The organism is Beutenbergia cavernae DSM 12333, from assembly GCF_000023105.1.
In the GTDB taxonomy this organism is placed as follows: Bacteria; Actinomycetota; Actinomycetes; order Actinomycetales; family Beutenbergiaceae; genus Beutenbergia; species Beutenbergia cavernae.
This window is the reverse complement of record NC_012669.1, coordinates 2,206,205-2,224,927: the sequence shown is the minus strand read 5'-3', so window position 1 is coordinate 2,224,927 and position 18,723 is coordinate 2,206,205. Positions and strand designations below refer to the sequence as shown.

The following is an 18,723-nucleotide window of genomic DNA, read 5'->3' as shown; positions in this document are numbered from 1 at the left end:
TCCGGATCGACACCGACGCGCCGCGAGTCGCGGAACTACCCTGGACCTATGCGTTTCCTGCCGGGGCAGAACCCCACGACGGATCTCACGTACGGCGACGTGTTCCTCGTCCCGTCCCGGTCCGACGTCGCCAGCCGGTTCGACGTCGACCTCACGCCGGTGGACGGCACCGGACCGACGATCCCCGTCGTCGCCGCGAACATGACAGCCGTCAGCGGACGGCGGATGGCAGAGACCCTCGCCCGGCGCGGGGCGATGGGGATCCTGCCGCAGGACACGCCCACCGACGTCGTGACCGACGTCGTCGAGTGGGTCAAGTCCCGGCACGCGATCGTCGAGAGCGCCGTCACGATCCGTCCGGACGACACCGTGCACGACGTCGTCGCCCTCATCGGCAAGCGGTCGCACGGCGCGGCGGTCGTGGTCGAGCAGGACCGCCCCGTCGGCATCGTGACGCTCGCCGACTGCCAGGGCGTCGACCAGTTCACCCAGGTGCGCGACGTCATGGCCGCGCGCCCGGAGGTGCTCGGCGCCTCGACCCTCGACGGACCGGACGCCCTCGCCGCCGCGTACACCCAGCTGCACGAGGCACGCCGCAAGATCGTCCCGGTGGTCGACGACGCGGCCGGCGGTGCCCTGATCGGCGTGCTGACCCGCACCGGCGCCCTGCGCTCGAGCATCTACCCGCCGGCGCTCGACGGCGCCGGCCGGCTCCGCGTCGGGGCGGCGGTCGGCGTGCGGGGCGACGTCGGCGCGCACGCCAAGGAGCTGGTCGCGGCGGGCGTCGACCTGCTCGTGGTCGACACCGCGCACGGCCACCAGGAGCAGATGCTGGAGGCGCTCCGCGCGGTCCGCGCCATCGACCCCGGTGTGCCGGTGGTGGCCGGCAACGTCGTGACGGCCGACGGCGTCACCGACCTCGTCGAGGCGGGTGCGGACATCGTCAAGGTCGGCGTCGGGCCCGGTGCGATGTGCACCACGCGGATGATGACCGGCGTCGGTCGCCCCCAGTTCTCCGCCGTCCTCGAGTGCGCCGGCCGCGCCCGCGAGCTCGGCGCGCACGTGTGGGCCGACGGCGGGGTGCGGCACCCGCGCGACGTGGCACTGGCGCTGGCCGCCGGTGCGTCGCAGGTCATGATCGGCTCCTGGTTCGCCGGGACGCACGAGTCGCCTGGCGACCTGCACACCGACGGGACCGGACGCCAGTACAAGGAGAGCTTCGGCATGGCCTCGGCGCGCGCCGTGGCCGCCCGGACCCGTGCGGGCTCGCCGTTCGAGCGCGCCCGCAAGGCCCTGTACGAGGAGGGCATCTCGTCGTCGCGCATGTACCTCGACCCGGACCGGCCCGGCGTCGAGGACCTCCTCGACCAGATCACAGCGGGTCTGCGCAGCGCCTGCACGTACGCCGGAGCGCGCACGCTGGCCGAGTTCGCCGACCGCGCCGTCGTCGGGATCCAGTCCGCGGCCGGGTACGAGGAGGGTCGCCCGCTGCCCGTCGGGTGGTGACGCCGCACGGATCCTCTCGCGGTGACGCAAGCTTCCTCTCGCGGTGACGCAGACTTCCTCTCGCGGTGACGCAGACTTCCTCTCGCGGTGACGCAGACTTCCTCTCGGGGATGGGTCGGGGCGCTCCCGCACTACGCTCGACGGCGTGGACGTGGCGGATCTCAGCACGCAGGTCGTGCGGGTGCTGGATCTCCTCGGCGTCGCCGCGAACGTCCTGCTCGCCGGCATCCTGGCGCGCGAGCAGCGGTTCGACCTCGTCGGGTTCATCGTCCTGGGGGTCGCGTCCGGGCTCGGCGGCGGTCTGCTGCGCGACACGCTGCTCCAGGTCGGCACGCCGGTCGCCCTGACGGACGTCGCGTACCTCGTCACAGCGATCGGCGTCGCCCTCTTCGCCTACCTCGTGCGCACCTCCGGTCGATGGTGGCTGCGGGGCGTGCGCCTCATCGACGCCGTGGCGCTCGGCACCTGGGGCGCGGTCGGCGCCCAGCGAGCGCTGGACGCCGGCCTGCACTGGCTCCCCGCGATCCTCCTCGGCACGCTCACCGCGGTGGGCGGCGGCATGATCCGCGACCTGCTCGTGCGCCGCACGCCCATCGTGTTCGGCGGGAACACGCTGTACGCGACGTGCGCGACGGCAGCGGCCGCCGTCGTCGTCCTCCTCGACCGCCTGACGCCCCAGGGGTGGGCCGGGGCGACGACGCTCGTCGCCGCGGCGGTGGGCGCCGCGCTGTGCCTGCTCGCCTACCGCCAGGGCTGGCGCCTCCCCGAGGCGCGGGACTGGCGCCCGGTGCGACGGAGCCGCACGAAGGACGCGCGATGAGCGAACCGACGCCCACCGGCGCGCGTGCCCAGCTCCTCGCCCTCGCCCGGGACAACCGCGCCCTGCCGATCCCGGGGCGCAGCCCCGACCCGTCGGCACGACGCTCCGCCGTCCTCGTGCTGTTCGGCGTGCTCGACACCGTCCCGGCCGCCACGCCGGCAACGCCCAACGTCGCGGCCGACCTCGACGTCCTGCTGACCCGGCGCTCCCCTGACCTGACCCACCACCCCGGCCAGATCGCGTTCCCCGGCGGCGGGATCGATGACGATGACGGCGGTCCCGAGGACGCCGCCGTGCGCGAGGCGGTCGAGGAGACCGGCCTCGATCCGGCCGGCGTCGAGGTCCTGGGCAGGCTCGGCGACCTCGGTCTGCCGGTGAGCGACAACGTCGTGACGCCGGTCCTCGCCTGGTGGGCGACGCCGTCGCCCCTCGTGCCGGACGGCACGGAGACCGCCGAGGTCTTCCGCGTCCCGGTCGCGGACCTGGTGGATCCCGGGAACCGGCGGACGACGGCGATCACGCGCGGGTCGGAGACGTGGCGCGGCCCGGCGTTCGAGGTGGCGGACCGCGTGGTCTGGGGCTTCACGGCGATGGTGCTCGACGCCCTCCTGGACGCGCTCGGTTGGTCGGAGCCCTGGGACCGCCGCCGCGAGATCCCCGTGCCGCTCTGACCTCCGCCGTGACGCGTGACAGGTGCGCGTGAGACGATCCTGCGCCCACCCACCACCAGCTCGAGGAGCTCGCACCGCCGTGCCCGACGCCGAGTTCGACATCACCCCGGACCTCGTGACCGCGCTGCTCGCCGAGCAGCACCCCGACCTCGCCCACCTTCCGGTACGGATCGTCGCCGAGGGGTGGGACAACGTCGTCGTCCGGCTCGGCGAGGACCTCGGCGTCCGCCTGCCCCGCCGGGAGGTCGGCGCCAGGTTGCTGGAGAACGAGCAGACCTGGCTCCCCCGGCTGGCCGACCGGCTCCCGGTGACCGTCCCCGCCCCGGTGCGCGTCGGCGTCCCGGGATCGGGCTACCCGTGGCCGTGGAGCGTGGTGCGGTGGACGTCCGGCACGACGGCGGCGCGCACGCCCGTCGAGAGCCGTGCCGCCTGGGCGGCGCACCTCGGCGAGGTCATCGGCGCCCTGCACGCCCCGGCACCCGACGACGCCCCGGTGAACCCGTTCCGCCGCGGACGCCTTGCGGACCGGGACGAGGTGCTGCGCTCCCGGCTGGACGCCATCGCCGGCGGGGTGCTCCCCCGCGACACGGTGGGGGGCCTGCGCCGCATCTGGGCCGAGGCCGTCGCCGCCCCGGACCACGCCGGCCCGGCGCTGTGGATCCACGGCGATCCGCACCCCGCGAACCTCGTGGTGGCCGACGGGCGCCTCGTCGCGCTCGTGGACTTCGGCGACCTCACCTCCGGCGACCCCGCCGTCGACCTCTCCACCGCCTCCCTCGCGTTCGACGCTCCGGGGCGCGCCGCGTTCCTGGCGGCGTACGGCGGCGTCGACGACGCGACGTGGTCCCGCGCACAGGGCTGGGCCGTCGTGATGGCGGTCGCCGTGCTGGCGCACGAGCCCGTGGATCGGACCAACGCCGCGTGGGCCCGGCCCGCGATGCTCCGCCTCGGCGAGTCCTGACGCCGCGTCGGCGCCCGAGGGAACGCCGCTCAGCCCCGGGGGTCCCGGATCGCGGCCACGAACAGCGGCCAGCCCGTGTCGTCGTGCGCGATCCGCACGAGGTACGGGCGGTCCAGGCTGAGCTCCCGGGCGTCGCGCGGCGCCTCCCCCGACGACAGCTCCACGCCGATCTCCGTGACCGCGGCCGCGACGGTCCCCTCCTCGTCCATCCGCAGCATCGCCTGCTGCACGGCCTGGCCCACGAACAGATCGTCGTCGATCCCGGTGAGGTCGGCCGTGTCGGGGTCGAGCAGGCTGGCGGCGCCGGCCGCCTCGATCGCCGGCGCGAGCGCGAGCCGAGCAGGCGGCAGGTCCAGCGCCGGGACCGCGAGCTCGACCTCGACCGGCTGCGCGGCGTCGAGCGCCGCGACCAGCGCGCCGAGCGTCCCGGCCGGCACGTCCGCCGGATCGACGCCGTCCGGCGGCAGCACGAGGTCGGCGCTGAAGGCCTCGGCGTACGGCACCCGGGCAGCCCGCCAGCCGTCGACCTCCGCGTACGGAACCTCCCGGAGACCGTGCATCGTGCGGACCAGCGGGACGTCGTCCGCCCGGACGGCGAAGGGAACGTCCCGCGTGTCGCTCGCGTCGAACGGGCTCTCCCAGCGTGCGGCGAGCACCACGACGTTCTGGAGCACCAGCCGCAGCTCGGGCTTGGGCTCGATCGCCGAGCCCGGGATGAGCCCGCCGGTGTGCTCGCGGACCCAGGCGCCGAGCACCCGCACGCCGTCGCGGGTGGCGAGGTCCGCCGTCGCGATCCCGGCGCCGTACCCGGCGGCCAGCGTGTCGAGGAACTCCGCGCGCACCTCGAACCCCTCGTCGAGAACGATCTGGTTCGCGAGGTGCGCGAGAGGCGTCTCCGGCAGCTCGTCGGCGGCGGCGAGGGCGGGATCGCCGTCGTGCTCCTGCAGCGCGGCGAGCAGGGCGCCCACGGCGTCCGTGCGGTCGGGGCCGGATGCGCCGAGGAGCGCGTCCAGCTCCGCCTCGCTGACGCCGCGCGCACCTTCGGCGAGCATCGCCAGGGCGACGACGGCGGAGGCCGGCGACGTGACGACGTTCGAGTCGGCGTCGCCCGACGCGAGCATCGTGAGTCCGAACGCCTCGGTCGCCGAGACGACGTCGGTCGCCGCTTCCGCATCCGAGACCTGGACCACGACGCGCTCCGCGTCGGAACGCTGGTCGGGCTCTCCCGGCGCGGGCTGCTGGCAGGCGACGAGCACGAGCACAGCGGCGGCGAGGGTCCCGGCACCGAGATGGGCGCGGCGAGGTGTCATACCCCTGCCTCTGTCGCGGACCGGCCACTTCCTGCAGCCCGGGAACGGGAACGGGGAGGATCCGTGCGCCGGAGCAGCACGGATCCTCCCCGATCGGGTCGCCGGCGGAGCCTCAGGCGGCCACGAGCGAGCGCAGCACGTACTGCAGGATGCCGCCGTTGCGGTAGTAGTCCGCCTCGCCGGGCGTGTCGATGCGGACGACGGCGTCGAACTCGACGGCCGTGCCGTCGGCCTTCGTCGCGGTCACCCGCACGGTCGACGGCGTGGTGCCGGAGTTGAGCTCCGTGATGCCCGCGACGTCGAACGTCTCCGTGCCGTCCAGGCCCAGGGAGTCGGCGGTCTCGCCGTCCGGGAACTGCAGCGGCAGCACGCCCATCCCGATGAGGTTCGACCGGTGGATCCGCTCGAAGCTCTCGGTGATGACGGCGCGGACCCCGAGCAGGCTCGTGCCCTTCGCCGCCCAGTCGCGCGAGGACCCGGAGCCGTACTCCTTGCCGCCGAGGACGACGAGCGGGACTCCCGCCTCGGCGTACGCCTGCGCGGCGTCGTAGATCGACGTCTGCTCACCGGACAGCAGGTTGCGGGTGAACCCGCCCTCGACGCCGTCGAGCAGCTGGTTCTTCAACCGGATGTTCGCGAACGTGCCGCGGATCATGACCTCGTGGTTGCCGCGGCGCGAGCCGTAGGAGTTGAAGTCACGCCGCTCGACGCCGTGCTCGGCGAGGTAGCGACCGGCCGGGCTGTCCGCCTTGATGGACCCGGCGGGGCTGATGTGGTCGGTCGTGACGGAGTCGCCGAGCTTCGCGAGCACGCGGGCACCCGCGATGTCCGTGACCGGCTCCGGCTCGGCGCCCATGCCCTCGAAGTACGGGGGCTTGCGCACGTACGTGGACTCCGGGTCCCACGCGAACGTGTCGCCCTCCGGCGTGTCCAGGGCGCGCCACAGGTCGTCGCCGGCGAAGACGTCCGCGTAGTCGGCGGTGAACATCTCGCGCGTGATCGAGCTGTCGATCGTCGCCTGCACCTCTTCCGGCGTCGGCCAGAGGTCGCGCAGGAAGATCGGGTGGCCGTCGGCGTCGCGCCCGAGCGGGTCGGCCTCGAAGTCGAAGTCCATGGTGCCCGCCAGGGCGTACGCGATGACCAGCGGCGGCGACGCGAGGTAGTTCATCTTGACGTCCGGGTTGATCCGGCCCTCGAAGTTCCGGTTGCCGGACAGCACGCTCGCGACGGCGAGGTCATGCGTGTTCACGGCCTCGGAGACCTCGTCGGGCAGCGGCCCGGAGTTGCCGATGCACGTCGTGCAGCCGTAGCCGACGAGGTGGTAGCCGAGCTTCTCGAGGTAGGGCCACAGGCCGGCCTTCTCGTAGTAGTTCGTCACGACCTGGGAGCCGGGCGCCATCGACGTCTTGACCCACGGCTTCACCGTGAGGCCCTTCTCGACGGCGTTCTTGGCGAGCAGTGCCGCCGCGAGCATGACCGACGGGTTGGACGTGTTCGTGCACGACGTGATCGACGCGATGACGACGGCGCCGTGGAACAGGTCGTACGTGACGCCGTCGGGCGTCGTCACCGGCACCGTGCGGTGCACGTGCGACGAGATCGCCGGCGAGTCGGACGCCGGGAACGACTCCTCCTCCGCCTCGTCGACGCCGTTCGTCGCCTCGGGGGCGTACGCGGGCAGGTCGCGGGCGAACTGCTCCTTGGCCCGTGAGAGCTCGATGCGGTCCTGCGGGCGCTTCGGGCCGGCGATCGACGGCACGACGGTCGACAGGTCGAGCTCGAGGTACTCCGAGAACACGGGCTCGCTGGCCGGGTCGTGCCAGAGTCCCTGCTCCTTGGCGTACGCCTCGACGAGGGCCACCTGGTCGCCGGACCGGCCCGTGAGGCGCAGGTACTCCAGGGTGACGTCGTCGATCGGGAAGATCGCCGCCGTCGAGCCGAACTCCGGGCTCATGTTCCCGATCGTGGCGCGGTTCGCGAGCGGCACGGCTGCGACGCCGTCGCCGTAGAACTCGACGAACTTGCCGACGACGCCGTGCTGGCGCAGCTTCTGCGTGATCGTGAGGACGACGTCCGTCGCCGTCACTCCCGCGGGGATCTCGCCCGACAGCTTGAAGCCGACCACGCGCGGGATGAGCATCGACACGGGCTGGCCGAGCATCGCCGCCTCGGCCTCGATGCCGCCGACGCCCCAGCCGAGCACGCCGAGCCCGTTGACCATCGTCGTGTGCGAGTCGGTACCCACGCACGTGTCCGGGTAGGCGCGCTCGACGCCGTCCACCTCACGCGTCATGACCACGCGCGCCAGGTACTCGATGTTGACCTGGTGCACGATGCCCGTGCCGGGCGGCACGACCTTGAAGTCGTCGAACGCCGTCTGCCCCCAGCGCAGGAACTGGTACCGCTCGCCGTTGCGCTGGTACTCGTACTCGACGTTGCGCGCGAACGCGTCCGACGTGCCGAACACGTCGATCTGCACGGAGTGGTCGATGACCAGCTCGGCGGGGGCGAGCGGGTTGATCGTCGAGGCCTCGCCGCCGAGGCTGGTCACGGCCTCGCGCATGGTCGCGAGGTCGACGACGCACGGCACGCCGGTGAAGTCCTGCATGACCACGCGCGCGGGCGTGAACTGGATCTCGGTGTCGGGCTCGGCGTCCGGGTCCCAGGCGGCCAGGGCGCGCACGTGGTCGGCGGTGATGTTCGCGCCGTCCTCGGTGCGGAGCAGGTTCTCGGCGAGCACCTTGAGGCTGAACGGCAGCCGCTCGACCCCCGGCACCGCCGAGAGCCGGAAGATCTCGTAGCTCCTCCCCCCGACGGCGAGGGTTCCCTTGGCTCCGAACGTGTCGACGCTGCTCACGGCGCTCTCCTCAGCTTGCTGCGATCTTTTATCTCGACGTCAAGATATCTCATTGTCCCCCCGGACGCACACCCGCTCAGGCCGGCCGGTCCGCCACGCGGTGGGCCCAGCGGTGCACGAGCTCGACAGCGCACGCCCCGAGCACGCCCAGCCCTCCCACGATCGCCCACGCCGTCGGCGTCGGCGGCACGAGCAGGAAGAAGTCCCGGGCCAGCGGGACCAGCAGAGCCCCGATCCCGGCGGCGGCGAGACCGAGCACGAGGAGCACGCGCCACACGTTCCAGGGCCGCGCGAAGATCCCCACGATCCACAGCCCGATCGCGATCGTCACGTACGTGGCGGCGGTCCGCGCCTCGGCCTGGTTCCCGTCGCCGTCGACGAGCGCGTACGCCACCAGGACGGCGATCGCGACGACGACGCCGCTCGGGATCGCGAAGGAGAGCACCCGTCGCAGGAACCCGGGCCGGTACCGCTGGTCGTTCGGCGGGAGCGAGAGCAGGAACGCGGGGATGCCGATCGTCAACGACGACGCGAGCGTGAGGTGCCGCGGCAGGAACGGGTAGCTGAACGGCGTCAGGAGGGCGAGGAGCACGACGACGACGGCGATCACCGCCGAGTACGTGGTCTTCACGAGGAAGAAGTTCGCGACACGCTCCATGTTCGCGATGACGCGGCGGCCCTGCGCCACGACGCGTGGGAGCGTCTGGAACTTGCCGTCGAGCAGCACGATCCGTGCCACGGCCTTCGTGGCCCGGGCGCCGTTGCCCATGGCGATCCCGAGGTCCGCGTTCTTGAGGGCGAGCGCGTCGTTGACGCCGTCGCCCGTCATCGCGACGGTCCGGCCGTCGTGCTGCAGCGCCTCGACGATGGCGACCTTCTGCTCCGGCACGACGCGCCCGAACACCGCAGACTCTCGCAGCACACCGGCGAGCGCGTCGACGTCGTCGGGCAGCCCGCGCGCGTCGACGCCGGACACCTCGCGCGCCTGGCCGTCGAGGTCGACCTGGGTCGCGATCGCCGCGACGGTCGCCGGGTTGTCGCCCGAGATCACCCGGAGCGCCACGTCCTGGTCGCGGAAGTACGCCAGGGTCTCCGCGGCGTCGGGGCGCACGTGCTCGCGCAGCACGGCGACCCGCTGCGGCGCCAGGGCCGCGGGAAGGGCGGCGTCCGCGTCCGGCAGGCCGTCCGGCGCGGCCGCGAGCAGCAGCACGCGGGCACCGGCGCCGGCGTCGTCGCCCACCGCGGCGAGGGCCGCGCGCGCGTCGTCGTCCGTCCGGCCCGCCAGCAGCACGTCGGGCGCGCCGAACACCCACGCACCGTCCGCCGTCGCGATCGCGCTCCACTTGCGCGCCGAGGAGAACGGCACCGCGTCGAGGACCTCGGCGGGGACGACGCCGTCGAGCCCCTCCGCGAGCGCGGCCGCCGTGACGTTGGCCTCCGGGTCGTGGGCGAGCGCCGAGAGCGCCGCTGTCGCGCCCGCGCGGTCCCCGACGTCGACGATGCGGTCGAGGACGATCGCGCCGTCGGTGATCGTGCCGGTCTTGTCGAGGCACAGCGTGTCGACCCGGGCGAGGACCTCGACGGCGGGCAGCTCCTGAACGAGCACGTTGACGCGGGCGAGCAGGACGGCCGCGAGCGCGAAGTTCAGGGACGTGAGGAGCACGAGCCCGTCCGGGATCATGCCGACGACGCCGGCGACCGCCGACACGACGGCGTCGCGCCAGGTCCCCGTGCTCAGCACCGTGTCCAGGCCGCCCCGGCTGCGCACCTGGCTCGCGAACAGGGCGACGGCGACCGGCACGATGACCCAGCTGATCACGCGGAGCACGGTGCGGATGCCCTGCTGCAGCTCCGACGTCGCCAGCGAGTAGCGCCGCGCCTGCGCGGTGATGCGGTTCGCGTAGCTGTCGGGGCCCACCTTGGTGGCCCGCACGACGGCCGAACCAGCGACGACCGACGACCCCGAGAGCACCTCGTCGCCCGCCGCCTTGCGCACCGGCTCGGACTCGCCGGTGAGGAGCGACTCGTCGACCTCGAGGCCGCCGGAGCCCAGGACCGCGCCGTCGACGGGAACCTGGTCGCCGGTCGACAGGAGGACGACGTCGTCGAGCACGATCTCGGGGAGGTCCACGCGGTGCTCGACGCCGTCACGCCGGACCCGGGCGTGCGGCGCGTCGAGGATCGCGAGCCGGTCGAGCGTCCGCTTCGCGCGGTACTCGGTGACGATCCCGATCCCCATGTTGAGGACGAGCACGAACCCGAACAGCGCGTCCTGCCAGTACCCGGTGACGAGCACGCACACGAGCGCGATCCCGAGCATCGCGTTGAACAGCGTGAAGACGTTGGCCCGGACGATGTCCCGCAGGCTGCGCGACGCGGAGTCGTCGGCGACGTTGACGCGGCCGTCAGCGACGCGTTCGGCGACCTCCGCGCCCGTGAGGCCGCGGACGGCGGGATCGGTCGCGGGCTCGGTCACCGCGCCGCCGGTTCGAGCACCGCGAGCGCCTCGATGTGGTGCGTGTGCGGGAACAGGTCGACCGCGTCCAGGGACGTCAGCGCGTAGCCGGCGTCGGCGGCGAGCCGTAGGTCCCGGGCCAGCGCGGCCGGGTCGCAGGCGACGTACACGATCCGCCGCGGGCGGCGTCCGGTCACCGCCTCGACGACGTCCCGGCCCGCTCCGGCGCGCGGCGGGTCGAGGATCACGAGGTCCGCGCCGGCACCGACCCCGGCGTCCAGGACATCGGCCACGGAGCCGCCGTGCAGGTCCACCTGCCCGCGGTCGTGCAGGTTGCGGCGGGCGTCGCGCACCGCTGCCGGGTCGCCCTCGACCGCGGCGACCTGCCCGTCGGCGCCGACGGCGTCAGCGAGCGGGAGCGTGAACAGCCCGGCACCGGAGTACAGGTCGAGCACCCGTTCCCCGGCCTGTGGCTGCGCCGCATCGAGGACTGCCTCCACGAGCACCGTCGGGGCCGCACGGTGCACCTGCCAGAACCCCGAGCCCGCGACCCGGTAGCGCCACGCGCGGCCGTCGCCGAGCTCGACCCGCTCCCGCACCGTGCGCCGGTCGCCGCGCACCGGGGCGCCGTCGAGCAGGACGAGCGGCGCACCCTCCGACCCGGCGACGAGGTCGAGGCGGGAACCCGGCTCCCACCGGCGCCGCAGCGCGTCGTGCTCGCGGAGGGCGTCGACGGCGAGAGGCACGTCGTTCAGCGGCAGCACCACGTGGCTGCGGTGCCGGTGCATGCCCGGGCGGCCGTCCGGTGCCACCGTCAGCTCGACGCGCGTCCGGGTGCCGAGCCCACCGGACTCGGCGTCCCCGGGCGCCGCGCGCACCGTGACGTCCGCCTCGAGGTGCCCGATGCGGCGCAGCGCGTCTCGGAGCACCTCCTCCTTCCAGCGCAACTGCGCTGGAAGGGCCACGTGCGCGAGCTCGCCACCGCCCACGCCGTCGGGTCCGGCCTCGGGCCACACGGACGGCACCCGGTCCGGTGACGGCTCGAGGATCCGGACGGCGTCGGCTCGCCAGAACCGGGCGCTCTCGCCGCCGTCGGTCACCCGCGCGAGCACCACCTCGCCCGGGATGGCGTGGCGCACGAAGACGACGCGGCCGTCCGGGCGGTCGTCGATCCGGGCGACGGCGTGACCGCCGTGCGCCGGCGGTCCGATCGTCAGGCGGATGAGCTCAGCCACGGGGAACCTCGTCGTCTCGGCCGGCCCTGTCGATCCACACCCCGGGGGCGGGCTCGTCCCACCCGGAGATCCCGGCGGCCGAGCGGGCCGAGTCCAGCTGCCACGGCACGGAGGCCACGACGACGCCGGGAGTGAACAGCAGGCGACCCTTGAGGCGCAGGGCGCTCTGGTTGTGCAGCAGCTGCTCCCACCACCGGCCCACCACGTACTCCGGGATGTACACCACCACGAGGTCGCGCGGCGACTCCCGCCGGATCGAGCGCACGTACTCGAGCACGGGGCGCGTGATCTCGCGGTACGGCGAGGCGAGCACCGTGAGCGCGACCGGGATCGCGGCGTCGTCCCAGGCGGTGCGGAGCGTCTCGACCTCACCGGGGTCGACGCCGACGGTGATGGCCTCGAGCGTGGACGGTCGCGTCGCGCGGGCGTACGCGAGCGCGCGCATGGTCGGCTTGTGCACCTTCGAGACCAGGACGATGGCGTGCACCCGCGACGGGAGCGCGCGGGCGACGTCGGCGTCGTCGATGGTCAGCTCGTCGGCGACGCGGTCGTAGTGGCGCCGGATCGACCGCATGGTGACGAACAGCAGGGCCATGAGGGCGAGCGTGATCCAGGCGCCGTGCGTGAACTTCGTGAGCAGCACGACCACGAGCACCACGCCGGTCAGCCCCAGGCCGAACGCGTTGACGGCCCGCGAGCGCAGCATGCGCGTGCGCTCCCGTGGATCGGCCTCGGTCCGCAACGCCGACGTCCAGTGCCGCACCATGCCGAGCTGACTCATCGTGAACGAGATGAACACACCGACGATGTACAGCTGGATCAGCCTCGTGACCGAGGCGTCGAAGACCCAGATGAGCACGATCGCGGCGAGCGCGAGCGTGACGATGCCGTTGGAGAACGCCAGCCGGTCGCCCCGGGTGTGGAGCTGGCGCGGGAGGAACCCGTCGCGCGCGAGGATCGAGCCCAGCACGGGGAACCCGTTGAACGCGGTGTTCGCGGCGAGCACGAGGATGAGTCCGGTGGCGGCGACGACGACGTAGAACACGACCGGCACCGCATGGAACACGGTCTGCGCGATCTGCCCGATGACCGGGTCCTGCTGGTAGCCCTCCCCCACCGGGACGCCGTCCTGCAGCAGCTGGGTGTGCGGGTCCTCGACGTAGACGACGCCGGTCGCCCGCGCGAGCGACAGCATCGACAGCATCATGAAGATCGCGATGCCGCCGAGGAGGAAGAGCGTGGTGGCCGCGTTGCGCGACTTCGGCGGCCGGAACGCCGGGACACCGTTGCTGATCGCCTCGACCCCGGTGAGCGCGGCACATCCTGACGAGAACGCCCGCATCACGAGGAACGCACCGGCCACCCCGACCAGCCCCTCGTCGAACCCGGGCTCCGCCGCCAGCGTGAAGCCGGCGCTCTCCGCCGGCCGCAGCGAGCCGCCGAGCTGCTGCGCGAACCCCACCATCGCCGTCAGCCCGATGGCGGCCATGAACACGTACACGGGGATCGCGAACAGCAGGCCGGACTCCCGCACGCCTCGCAGGTTGAGCAGCGTCAGCAGCACGACGAGCCCGATCGCCACCTGCGCCTCGTGCTCCTTCAGCGCGGGGACCAGCGTCGCGAGGTACTGCGCGCCGGAGGAGATCGACACGGCGACGGTGAGCACGTAGTCGCACAGGAGGGCGCTCGCGACGGTCAGCCCGGCCTTGGGACCCAGGTTGACGGTGGCGACCTCGTAGTCGCCGCCGCCCGAGGGGTACGCCCGCACGGTCTGCCGGTACGACGTCACGACGGTGGCCATGACGACGACGACGGCGAGCCCCACCCACGGGGAGAGCGCGTAGGAGGCGAGGCCGGCGATCGAGAGCGTCAGCAGGATCTCGTCCGGGGCGTACGCGACCGACGACAGCGCGTCCGAGGCGAACACCGGAAGGGCGACACGTTTCGGCAGCAGGGTGTGCCCGAGGCGGTCGCTGCGCATCGGACGACCGACGAGCAGCCGCTTCGTGGCATCGACGAGGTCCGGCACGAGGCCCCATGCTAGGCCGCACCGGCCGGTGGTGCGCCTCGTCATCCACCCGCGCGCCGTCGGACCACCGCGCGGACCCGAGTGGAGGTAGGTTCGCCCGTGTGCACTTCGTGATCATGGGTGCCGGCCGCGTCGGCGTGACGCTCGCCGAGACGCTCGAGGCCCACGGACACTCCGTGTCCGTCATCGACCAGAACCCGGACGCGTTCCGGCGCCTCGGCCCCGACTTCGGCGGCCGGCGCGTCACCGGCCTCGGCTTCGACCGCGACGCGCTCGTGCAGGCGGGGATCGACGAGGCGTACGCGTTCGCCGCCGTCTCGAACGGCGACAACTCGAACATCCTCGCCGCTCGCGTGGCCCGCGAGACGTTCGGCGTCGACAACGTCGTCGCCCGGATCTACGACGCCCGGCGCGCCGAGGTGTACCAGCGCCTCGGCATCCCCACCGTCGCGACGGTCCGGTGGACGGCGGACCAGGTGCTGCGCCGACTGCTGCCACTCGGCGCGGCGAAGGAGTTCACGGACGCCTCCGGTGCCGTCGTGCTGGCGGAGATGGACCTGCACCCGGGGTGGGTCGGCTCGCCGCTGTCCCAGCTCGAGGAGGCCGCAGGCGCCCGCGTCGGGTACCTCACGCGGCTGGGGGTCGGCCTCGTCCCGACGGCCGAGACGGTGCTGCAGGAGAACGACGTCGTCCACGTGCTCTGCGCGCGGGACGCGGTGTCCGCCGCCCAACGAGTCCTGGCCACCGCGCCGGTGAGGAGCGCGTGATGCGCGTCGTGATCGCGGGCGCGGGGAGCGTGGGCCGCTCGATCGCCCGGGAGCTGCTCGGACACGCCCACGAGGTGCTGCTCATCGACCGTCAGCCGAGCGCGATGCGGGTGGCGAGCGTGGCCGACGCGGACTGGCTGCTCGGCGACGCGTGCGAGATCAGCACGCTCGTGGAGGCGCGGCTCGAGGAGTGCGACGTCGTCGTCGCCGCCACGGGCGACGACAAGGTCAACCTCGTCCTCAGCCTGCTCGCGAAGACCGAGTTCTCCGTGCCGCGCACCGTCGCGCGCGTCAACAACCCGAAGAACGAGTGGATGTTCGACGACGCCTGGGGGGTCGACGTCCTCGTCTCGACCCCACGGATCATGACCGCCCTCGTCGAGGAGGCGGTGAGCGTCGGCGACCTCGTGCGGATCTTCACGTTCCACTCGTCCGGCGCGAGCATGTACGAGCTCACGCTCGCGGACGACTCCCCGCTCGTGGGCCGCCGCGTCGGTCAGGTCGCGTGGCCGCCCGACGTCGTGCTGGCCGCGGTGATCCGCGGTGCGCGACCCATCTCACCGAGTCCGGACGACACCCTCGAGGGTCACGACGAGCTCGTGTTCATCGTGTCGGAGGAGCCGGGGAGCGGGGATCGTGCGGCTCTCGCGCTGCAGGAGCTACTAGAGGGCGGACCAGCACCCACGTCAGCCACAGCACCAACGCCCACAGCGGAAGCCCCATGACGAGCCGCGCCGTGCCGAGCCAGCCGATCTCCGCGGAGTAGTACAGCGGGATCTGCACGGCGAGCCGGAGCATGAACGCGGCGAACCAGAGCCATGACGCGATCGTGTACCGGCGCATCGCGAGCCGGTCGGAGCGCCACGAGCCGTCCGGCCGCAGCGACACCGGCGCCGCCTCGCCGTCGTCCGCGCCGGGCGAGGCTGCGGACTCCCGCCGCACGTCGGACTGGAGCCGCAGCAGCGAGACGAGGAGCCCGACCACGGGCCAGCGCGCCAGGATCGAGACCAGCACGCCGAGCGCGAAGCCACCGTTGACCCACAACCCCCACGCGAAGTAGTCCTCCGCCTGCCCGGAGCGCCAGGCCCAGATCGCGCCGATCACCACGCCGAGGACGCCGCCGAAGGCCTGCGTCGGGGGTGTCCGGCCGAGGAGGCGGACGACGACGGCGACGGCCGCGACCCCCAGCGAAGCGATGAGCGAGGCGCGCAGGTCGCGCGTCGCGACGTAGACGACCACGAAGACGAGGCCGGGCAGCACCGACTCGACCAGCCCGCGCCAGCCGCCCACCGACGCCGCGAGCGAGAACTCGTCCTCGGTGAGGGCGCGCACACCCCGCGGCGTCAGTGGGCTCTCACCGGGGCTGCCCGCGGGGGTGGTCACTCGCCCTCGCGCGGCAGGAGGTCGTACGCGGGGTTGTACATCACGAGACGCGGTCGGCCGGGTTCCGGCGAACACACCATGCCGTCGACGACGAGCCGGCGACCCGGCTCGATCCCGGCGATCTCGCGCCGGCCGAGCCAGACGAGGTCGACGCTGCCGGACCCGTCGTACAGCTCGGCGGTCAGCGCCGGGTCCACGCCCCGGGGCTGGTACGTGACGCTGCGCAGGACGCCCGCGACGTGCGCGCGGCGCCTGGCGGCCAGCTCGGCGACCGGCGCGCAGCCGCGGCCCCGCGCCTGCTCGCGCTCGTCGTCCGCCTCGATCTCGGCCTGTGACGCGAACAGCGACGCCAACGTGCCCTTCGCTCGAGTCATCGGTCGCGATCCTCCTGCGCTCGTACCTCGCTGCCGGCGTCTCGCTCGGTACTCACCGGACCTCCGTGATCTCGGGACCGCGCCGCAGCATCTCCAGCCCGGCGTCGGGTGCGGGAGCGATCGCGCTCTCCGCCTTGCCCGGCACGTGCAGCGCGAGGAGCTCGCGGGGCGGACGGGCCTCCGACCCGCGCACGACCACCACGTCGGCGAAGTACGCCTCGATGTCGGCCGCCGCGGCCTCGTCCGCCACACCCGCACCCGTGACGACTCCCCGCACGAACCACCGTGGACCGTCCACCCCGAGGAACCGGGCCGGCCGCGTCCCCGTGCGGCCGTCGCGGCTGCGGAACGGCAGCTTCGCGATCAGCTCGCGCCCGAACGGGCCGGGCACGTCGTCGACGGTGCCCTCCTGCTCGCGGATCGACTCGGCGATCTCCGTGCGGATCTCGTCCCACAACCCTGCGGTGCGCGGGGCGGCGAACGCCTGCACCTGCAGGCTCGTCGCGCCCAGGGTGATGTTCGCGGCGATCACCCGGCGCGTCTTCTTGTCGAGCTCCATGCGCAGCTGCATCCCGGGGCGGGCCGGTACGACCACCGCGCCGAGATCGACGCGGCCGGCCAGGTCCGGGGCGTCGTCGTCGTCGACGTCCCACGGCCCGCGGCCGGTGGGCGGCGCCTCGGCGGGCTCCGTGCCGTCCTCGGCGACCTCGGCCTCGACGTCCGTCGCCTCGACGTCCGTGGCCTCCGAGTCCTCGGGGCGCTGCTTCTTGCGCGAGAACAGGCTCATGAGCGGCCTCCGGTCTCCGCGGCGGCGAACCCACCCGTGGAACCGAATCCGCCGTCGCTGCGCACCGATCCTGGGAGGTCCTCGACCTCGACGAAGCGGGCGTGCGCGACCCGCTGCACGACGAGCTGCGCGATGCGATCACCACGCCGCACCTGTGCGGTGCGGGACGGGTCGTGGTTGACGAGGATCACGCCGATCTCGCCGCGGTACCCCGCGTCGATCGTGCCGGGCGCGTTGAGCGTGGTCACCCCGGAGCGGGCCGCCAGCCCGGACCGCGGGTGGACGAGGCCCACCCAGCCCGGCGGGAGGGCGATCGCCACACCGGTGGGCACGAGGGCACGTTCGCCGGGTGCGAGATCCACGTCGTGGCGGGCGCGCAGGTCGGCGCCCGCGTCCCCGGCGTGCGCGTAGGACGGCGCTGGCAGATCGGGGTCGAGGCGGCGGAGCAGCACGTCGACGACGTCGCTGCCCGGCCCGGCGCCGTCGTCGGCCGTGCGGTCGCCGTCGGAGCGTGCAGGAGCGTCGGTCACGATGCTCCACTCTACCTGCGCGTCGGCAGGTCGTAGTCGGGACGGAGCCGGGCGGCCCGTCCGCTGGTGGCAGGCTGGTGCCATGTCGGTTCCGCGCCCTGCCGTTCTCCCGCCCCCCGTCCACGTGGAGCGGCTGTGGCCGAGCCCGGGCTTCTGGGCGCTCGGACCGGGGGCAGGGCTCTTCGCCGGCCTCGCGCTCACCCCGGTGGGCCAGGGCGTCGCCCTGTCCGCCGGATTCGCCGTGTGCCTGCTCGTGCTGGGGCTGCTGGGGGCCGGGTCGCCGACCCTCGCGGTCGTGGGAGGCGCCCGCCCAGGCGTCCGGGCGGGACGCGCGTTCCTCCCGGTCGAGCACATCGGAGCCGTCGACGCGCTCGACGAGGCGCAGACGCGCGACGTGCTCGGCCCGGGCGCTGACGCGCGGGCGTTCGCCGTGCACCGTGGCTGGATCCGCCGGTCGGTCCGGATCGCCGTCGTCGACCCGCGAGACCCCGCGCCCTACTGGCTCCTCTCGAGCCGTGACCCGCAGGCGCTCGCGGACGCCGTCCGGGCGCTACCCCGGCGCCCGGACGGTCATGATGGTCAGGCCGCGCACTCCGAGCACACGAGCTGACCGTTCTCCTCGTACGCGAGCTGGCTGCGGTGGTGGACCAGGAAGCAGCGGGAACAGGTGAACTCGTCCGCCTGCCTGGGCAGGACGCGGACCGACAGCTCCTCGCCGCTCAGGTCCGCCCCGGGCAGCTCGAAGCCTTCGGCCGCCTCGGTCTCGTCCTCGTCGACCGCACCCGAGTTCTTCTCGGCCCTGCGCGCCTTGAGCTCTTCGAGGGAGTCCTCACTGAGGTCCTCGTCGGTCTTGCGCGGTGCGTCGTAATCAGTCGCCATATCGGGCGTCACGCTCCGGTTCGTCAGTCGGGATGGTCGGCCTGTCCAACGTCGGAGCGGCGGATTTGTTCCCGCGTCGAGCGTGGTTGGCGCCTGGATTGTGCACCACGCCGACGGAAAGTGCACATGCGACGCGCCCTGAACCGTGTTCGCGCAGGT

At 73.5% G+C, this 18,723-nt stretch carries 16 protein-coding genes and 1 pseudogene; 7 read left to right on the top strand and 10 right to left on the bottom strand.

Translation table 11 applies throughout. The annotated features are described in order from the left end of the window. Nucleotides 1–48: 48 nt before the first annotated feature. The 4 genes from BCAV_RS09830 to BCAV_RS09815 all read left to right on the top strand — a co-directional run bounded on the left by BCAV_RS09830 (nt 49) and on the right by BCAV_RS09815 (nt 3,958). Nucleotides 49–1,506, top strand: coding sequence for a GuaB1 family IMP dehydrogenase-related protein (locus BCAV_RS09830; RefSeq protein WP_015882446.1), 1,458 nt, complete (start codon nt 49–51; stop codon nt 1,504–1,506). Nucleotides 1,507–1,651: 145 nt separating this feature from the next. After that, nucleotides 1,652–2,326, top strand: a complete 675-nt coding sequence (locus BCAV_RS09825; RefSeq protein ID WP_015882445.1) for a trimeric intracellular cation channel family protein — start codon at nt 1,652–1,654, stop codon at nt 2,324–2,326. Then, nucleotides 2,323–2,997 (top strand): NUDIX hydrolase, encoded by a 675-nt coding sequence (locus BCAV_RS09820; protein ID WP_015882444.1) that lies wholly within the window; start codon nt 2,323–2,325, stop codon nt 2,995–2,997. The genes BCAV_RS09825 and BCAV_RS09820 overlap by 4 nt, the downstream gene beginning before the upstream one ends. A gap of 79 nt (nt 2,998–3,076) precedes the next feature. Then, nucleotides 3,077–3,958 carry an aminoglycoside phosphotransferase family protein gene (locus tag BCAV_RS09815; RefSeq protein WP_015882443.1) on the top strand — a complete coding sequence of 294 codons (882 nt, stop codon included), beginning with the start codon at nt 3,077–3,079 and terminating at the stop codon, nt 3,956–3,958. A 29-nt stretch (nt 3,959–3,987) separates the two neighbouring features. Here the strand turns inward: BCAV_RS09815 and BCAV_RS09810 are convergent, their stop codons facing one another. From BCAV_RS09810 to BCAV_RS09790, 5 genes are all read right to left on the bottom strand, one after another. Then, nucleotides 3,988–5,268 (bottom strand): serpin family protein, encoded by a 1,281-nt coding sequence (locus BCAV_RS09810; RefSeq protein ID WP_015882442.1) that lies wholly within the window; start codon nt 5,266–5,268, stop codon nt 3,988–3,990. A 112-nt stretch (nt 5,269–5,380) separates the two neighbouring features. Beyond that, complete coding sequence (gene acnA, locus BCAV_RS09805; protein ID WP_015882441.1) at nt 5,381–8,125, bottom strand: aconitate hydratase AcnA; 2,745 nt, start codon at nt 8,123–8,125, stop codon at nt 5,381–5,383. 76 nt (nt 8,126–8,201) lie between these two features. Continuing rightward, the gene (locus tag BCAV_RS09800) at nt 8,202–10,601 is read right to left on the bottom strand and encodes an HAD-IC family P-type ATPase (RefSeq protein ID WP_015882440.1); all 2,400 of its coding nucleotides are present in this window, start codon (nt 10,599–10,601) and stop codon (nt 8,202–8,204) included. After that, nucleotides 10,598–11,815, bottom strand: coding sequence for a class I SAM-dependent RNA methyltransferase (locus BCAV_RS09795; RefSeq protein WP_015882439.1), 1,218 nt, complete (start codon nt 11,813–11,815; stop codon nt 10,598–10,600). Before BCAV_RS09795 ends, BCAV_RS09800 begins: the two co-directional genes overlap by 4 nt. Next, nucleotides 11,808–13,844, bottom strand: a complete 2,037-nt coding sequence (locus BCAV_RS09790) for an APC family permease (protein WP_015882438.1) — start codon at nt 13,842–13,844, stop codon at nt 11,808–11,810. The genes BCAV_RS09795 and BCAV_RS09790 overlap by 8 nt, the downstream gene beginning before the upstream one ends. Nucleotides 13,845–13,960: 116 nt before the next feature. On the opposite strand from BCAV_RS09790, the gene BCAV_RS09785 reads away from it, so the two are divergent. Together BCAV_RS09785 and BCAV_RS22120 are read left to right on the top strand one after the other, a co-directional pair. Then, a complete protein-coding gene (locus BCAV_RS09785; RefSeq protein WP_015882437.1) occupies nt 13,961–14,611 on the top strand; it encodes a potassium channel family protein in 651 nt (216 codons plus the stop codon). Then, nucleotides 14,611–15,336, top strand: a complete 726-nt coding sequence (locus BCAV_RS22120; RefSeq protein ID WP_015882436.1) for a potassium channel family protein — start codon at nt 14,611–14,613, stop codon at nt 15,334–15,336. Before BCAV_RS09785 ends, BCAV_RS22120 begins: the two co-directional genes overlap by 1 nt. A gap of 1 nt (nt 15,337) precedes the next feature. Here BCAV_RS22120 and BCAV_RS09775 read toward each other — a convergent pair. From BCAV_RS09775 to dut, 4 genes and pseudogenes are all read right to left on the bottom strand, one after another. Next, nucleotides 15,338–15,850: pseudogene (locus BCAV_RS09775) on the bottom strand (DUF3159 domain-containing protein); the annotation flags it as partial. Between the two features lie 140 nt (nt 15,851–15,990). Next, nucleotides 15,991–16,368, bottom strand: a complete 378-nt coding sequence (locus BCAV_RS09770) for an OB-fold nucleic acid binding domain-containing protein (protein WP_015882435.1) — start codon at nt 16,366–16,368, stop codon at nt 15,991–15,993. A gap of 52 nt (nt 16,369–16,420) precedes the next feature. Further along, nucleotides 16,421–17,155, bottom strand: coding sequence for a DUF3710 domain-containing protein (locus tag BCAV_RS09765; RefSeq protein WP_015882434.1), 735 nt, complete (start codon nt 17,153–17,155; stop codon nt 16,421–16,423). Further along, nucleotides 17,152–17,685: a dUTP diphosphatase gene (dut, locus tag BCAV_RS09760; protein ID WP_015882433.1), complete on the bottom strand. Its 534-nt coding sequence runs from the start codon at nt 17,683–17,685 to the stop codon at nt 17,152–17,154. Before dut ends, BCAV_RS09765 begins: the two co-directional genes overlap by 4 nt. A gap of 82 nt (nt 17,686–17,767) precedes the next feature. Here dut and BCAV_RS09755 point away from each other — a divergent pair, with 82 nt between their 5' ends. Next, entirely contained in the window at nt 17,768–18,295 is a 528-nt protein-coding gene (locus BCAV_RS09755) for a DUF3093 domain-containing protein (protein WP_015882432.1), read from the top strand. Here BCAV_RS09755 and BCAV_RS09750 read toward each other — a convergent pair. Continuing rightward, complete coding sequence (locus BCAV_RS09750) at nt 18,265–18,564, bottom strand: DUF4193 domain-containing protein (protein ID WP_015882431.1); 300 nt, start codon at nt 18,562–18,564, stop codon at nt 18,265–18,267. The two genes, BCAV_RS09755 and BCAV_RS09750, sit on opposite strands and share 31 nt — an antisense overlap. Between the last annotated feature and the right edge of the window lie 159 nt (nt 18,565–18,723).

What these genes read in the sequence shown, in the direction of transcription:
- BCAV_RS09810 (WP_015882442.1), bottom strand. Translation starts at nt 5,268, where the DNA reads ATGACACCTCGCCGCGCCCATCTCGGTGCCGGGACCCTCGCCGCCGCT.
- BCAV_RS22120 (WP_015882436.1), top strand. Translation starts at nt 14,611, where the DNA reads ATGCGCGTCGTGATCGCGGGCGCGGGGAGCGTGGGCCGCTCGATCGCC.
- BCAV_RS09785 (WP_015882437.1), top strand. Translation starts at nt 13,961, where the DNA reads ATGGGTGCCGGCCGCGTCGGCGTGACGCTCGCCGAGACGCTCGAGGCC.
- BCAV_RS09765 (WP_015882434.1), bottom strand. Translation starts at nt 17,155, where the DNA reads ATGAGCCTGTTCTCGCGCAAGAAGCAGCGCCCCGAGGACTCGGAGGCC.
- BCAV_RS09770 (WP_015882435.1), bottom strand. Translation starts at nt 16,368, where the DNA reads ATGACTCGAGCGAAGGGCACGTTGGCGTCGCTGTTCGCGTCACAGGCC.
- BCAV_RS09755 (WP_015882432.1), top strand. Translation starts at nt 17,768, where the DNA reads ATGTCGGTTCCGCGCCCTGCCGTTCTCCCGCCCCCCGTCCACGTGGAG.
- BCAV_RS09820 (WP_015882444.1), top strand. Translation starts at nt 2,323, where the DNA reads ATGAGCGAACCGACGCCCACCGGCGCGCGTGCCCAGCTCCTCGCCCTC.
- BCAV_RS09830 (WP_015882446.1), top strand. Translation starts at nt 49, where the DNA reads ATGCGTTTCCTGCCGGGGCAGAACCCCACGACGGATCTCACGTACGGC.
- BCAV_RS09750 (WP_015882431.1), bottom strand. Translation starts at nt 18,564, where the DNA reads ATGGCGACTGATTACGACGCACCGCGCAAGACCGACGAGGACCTCAGT.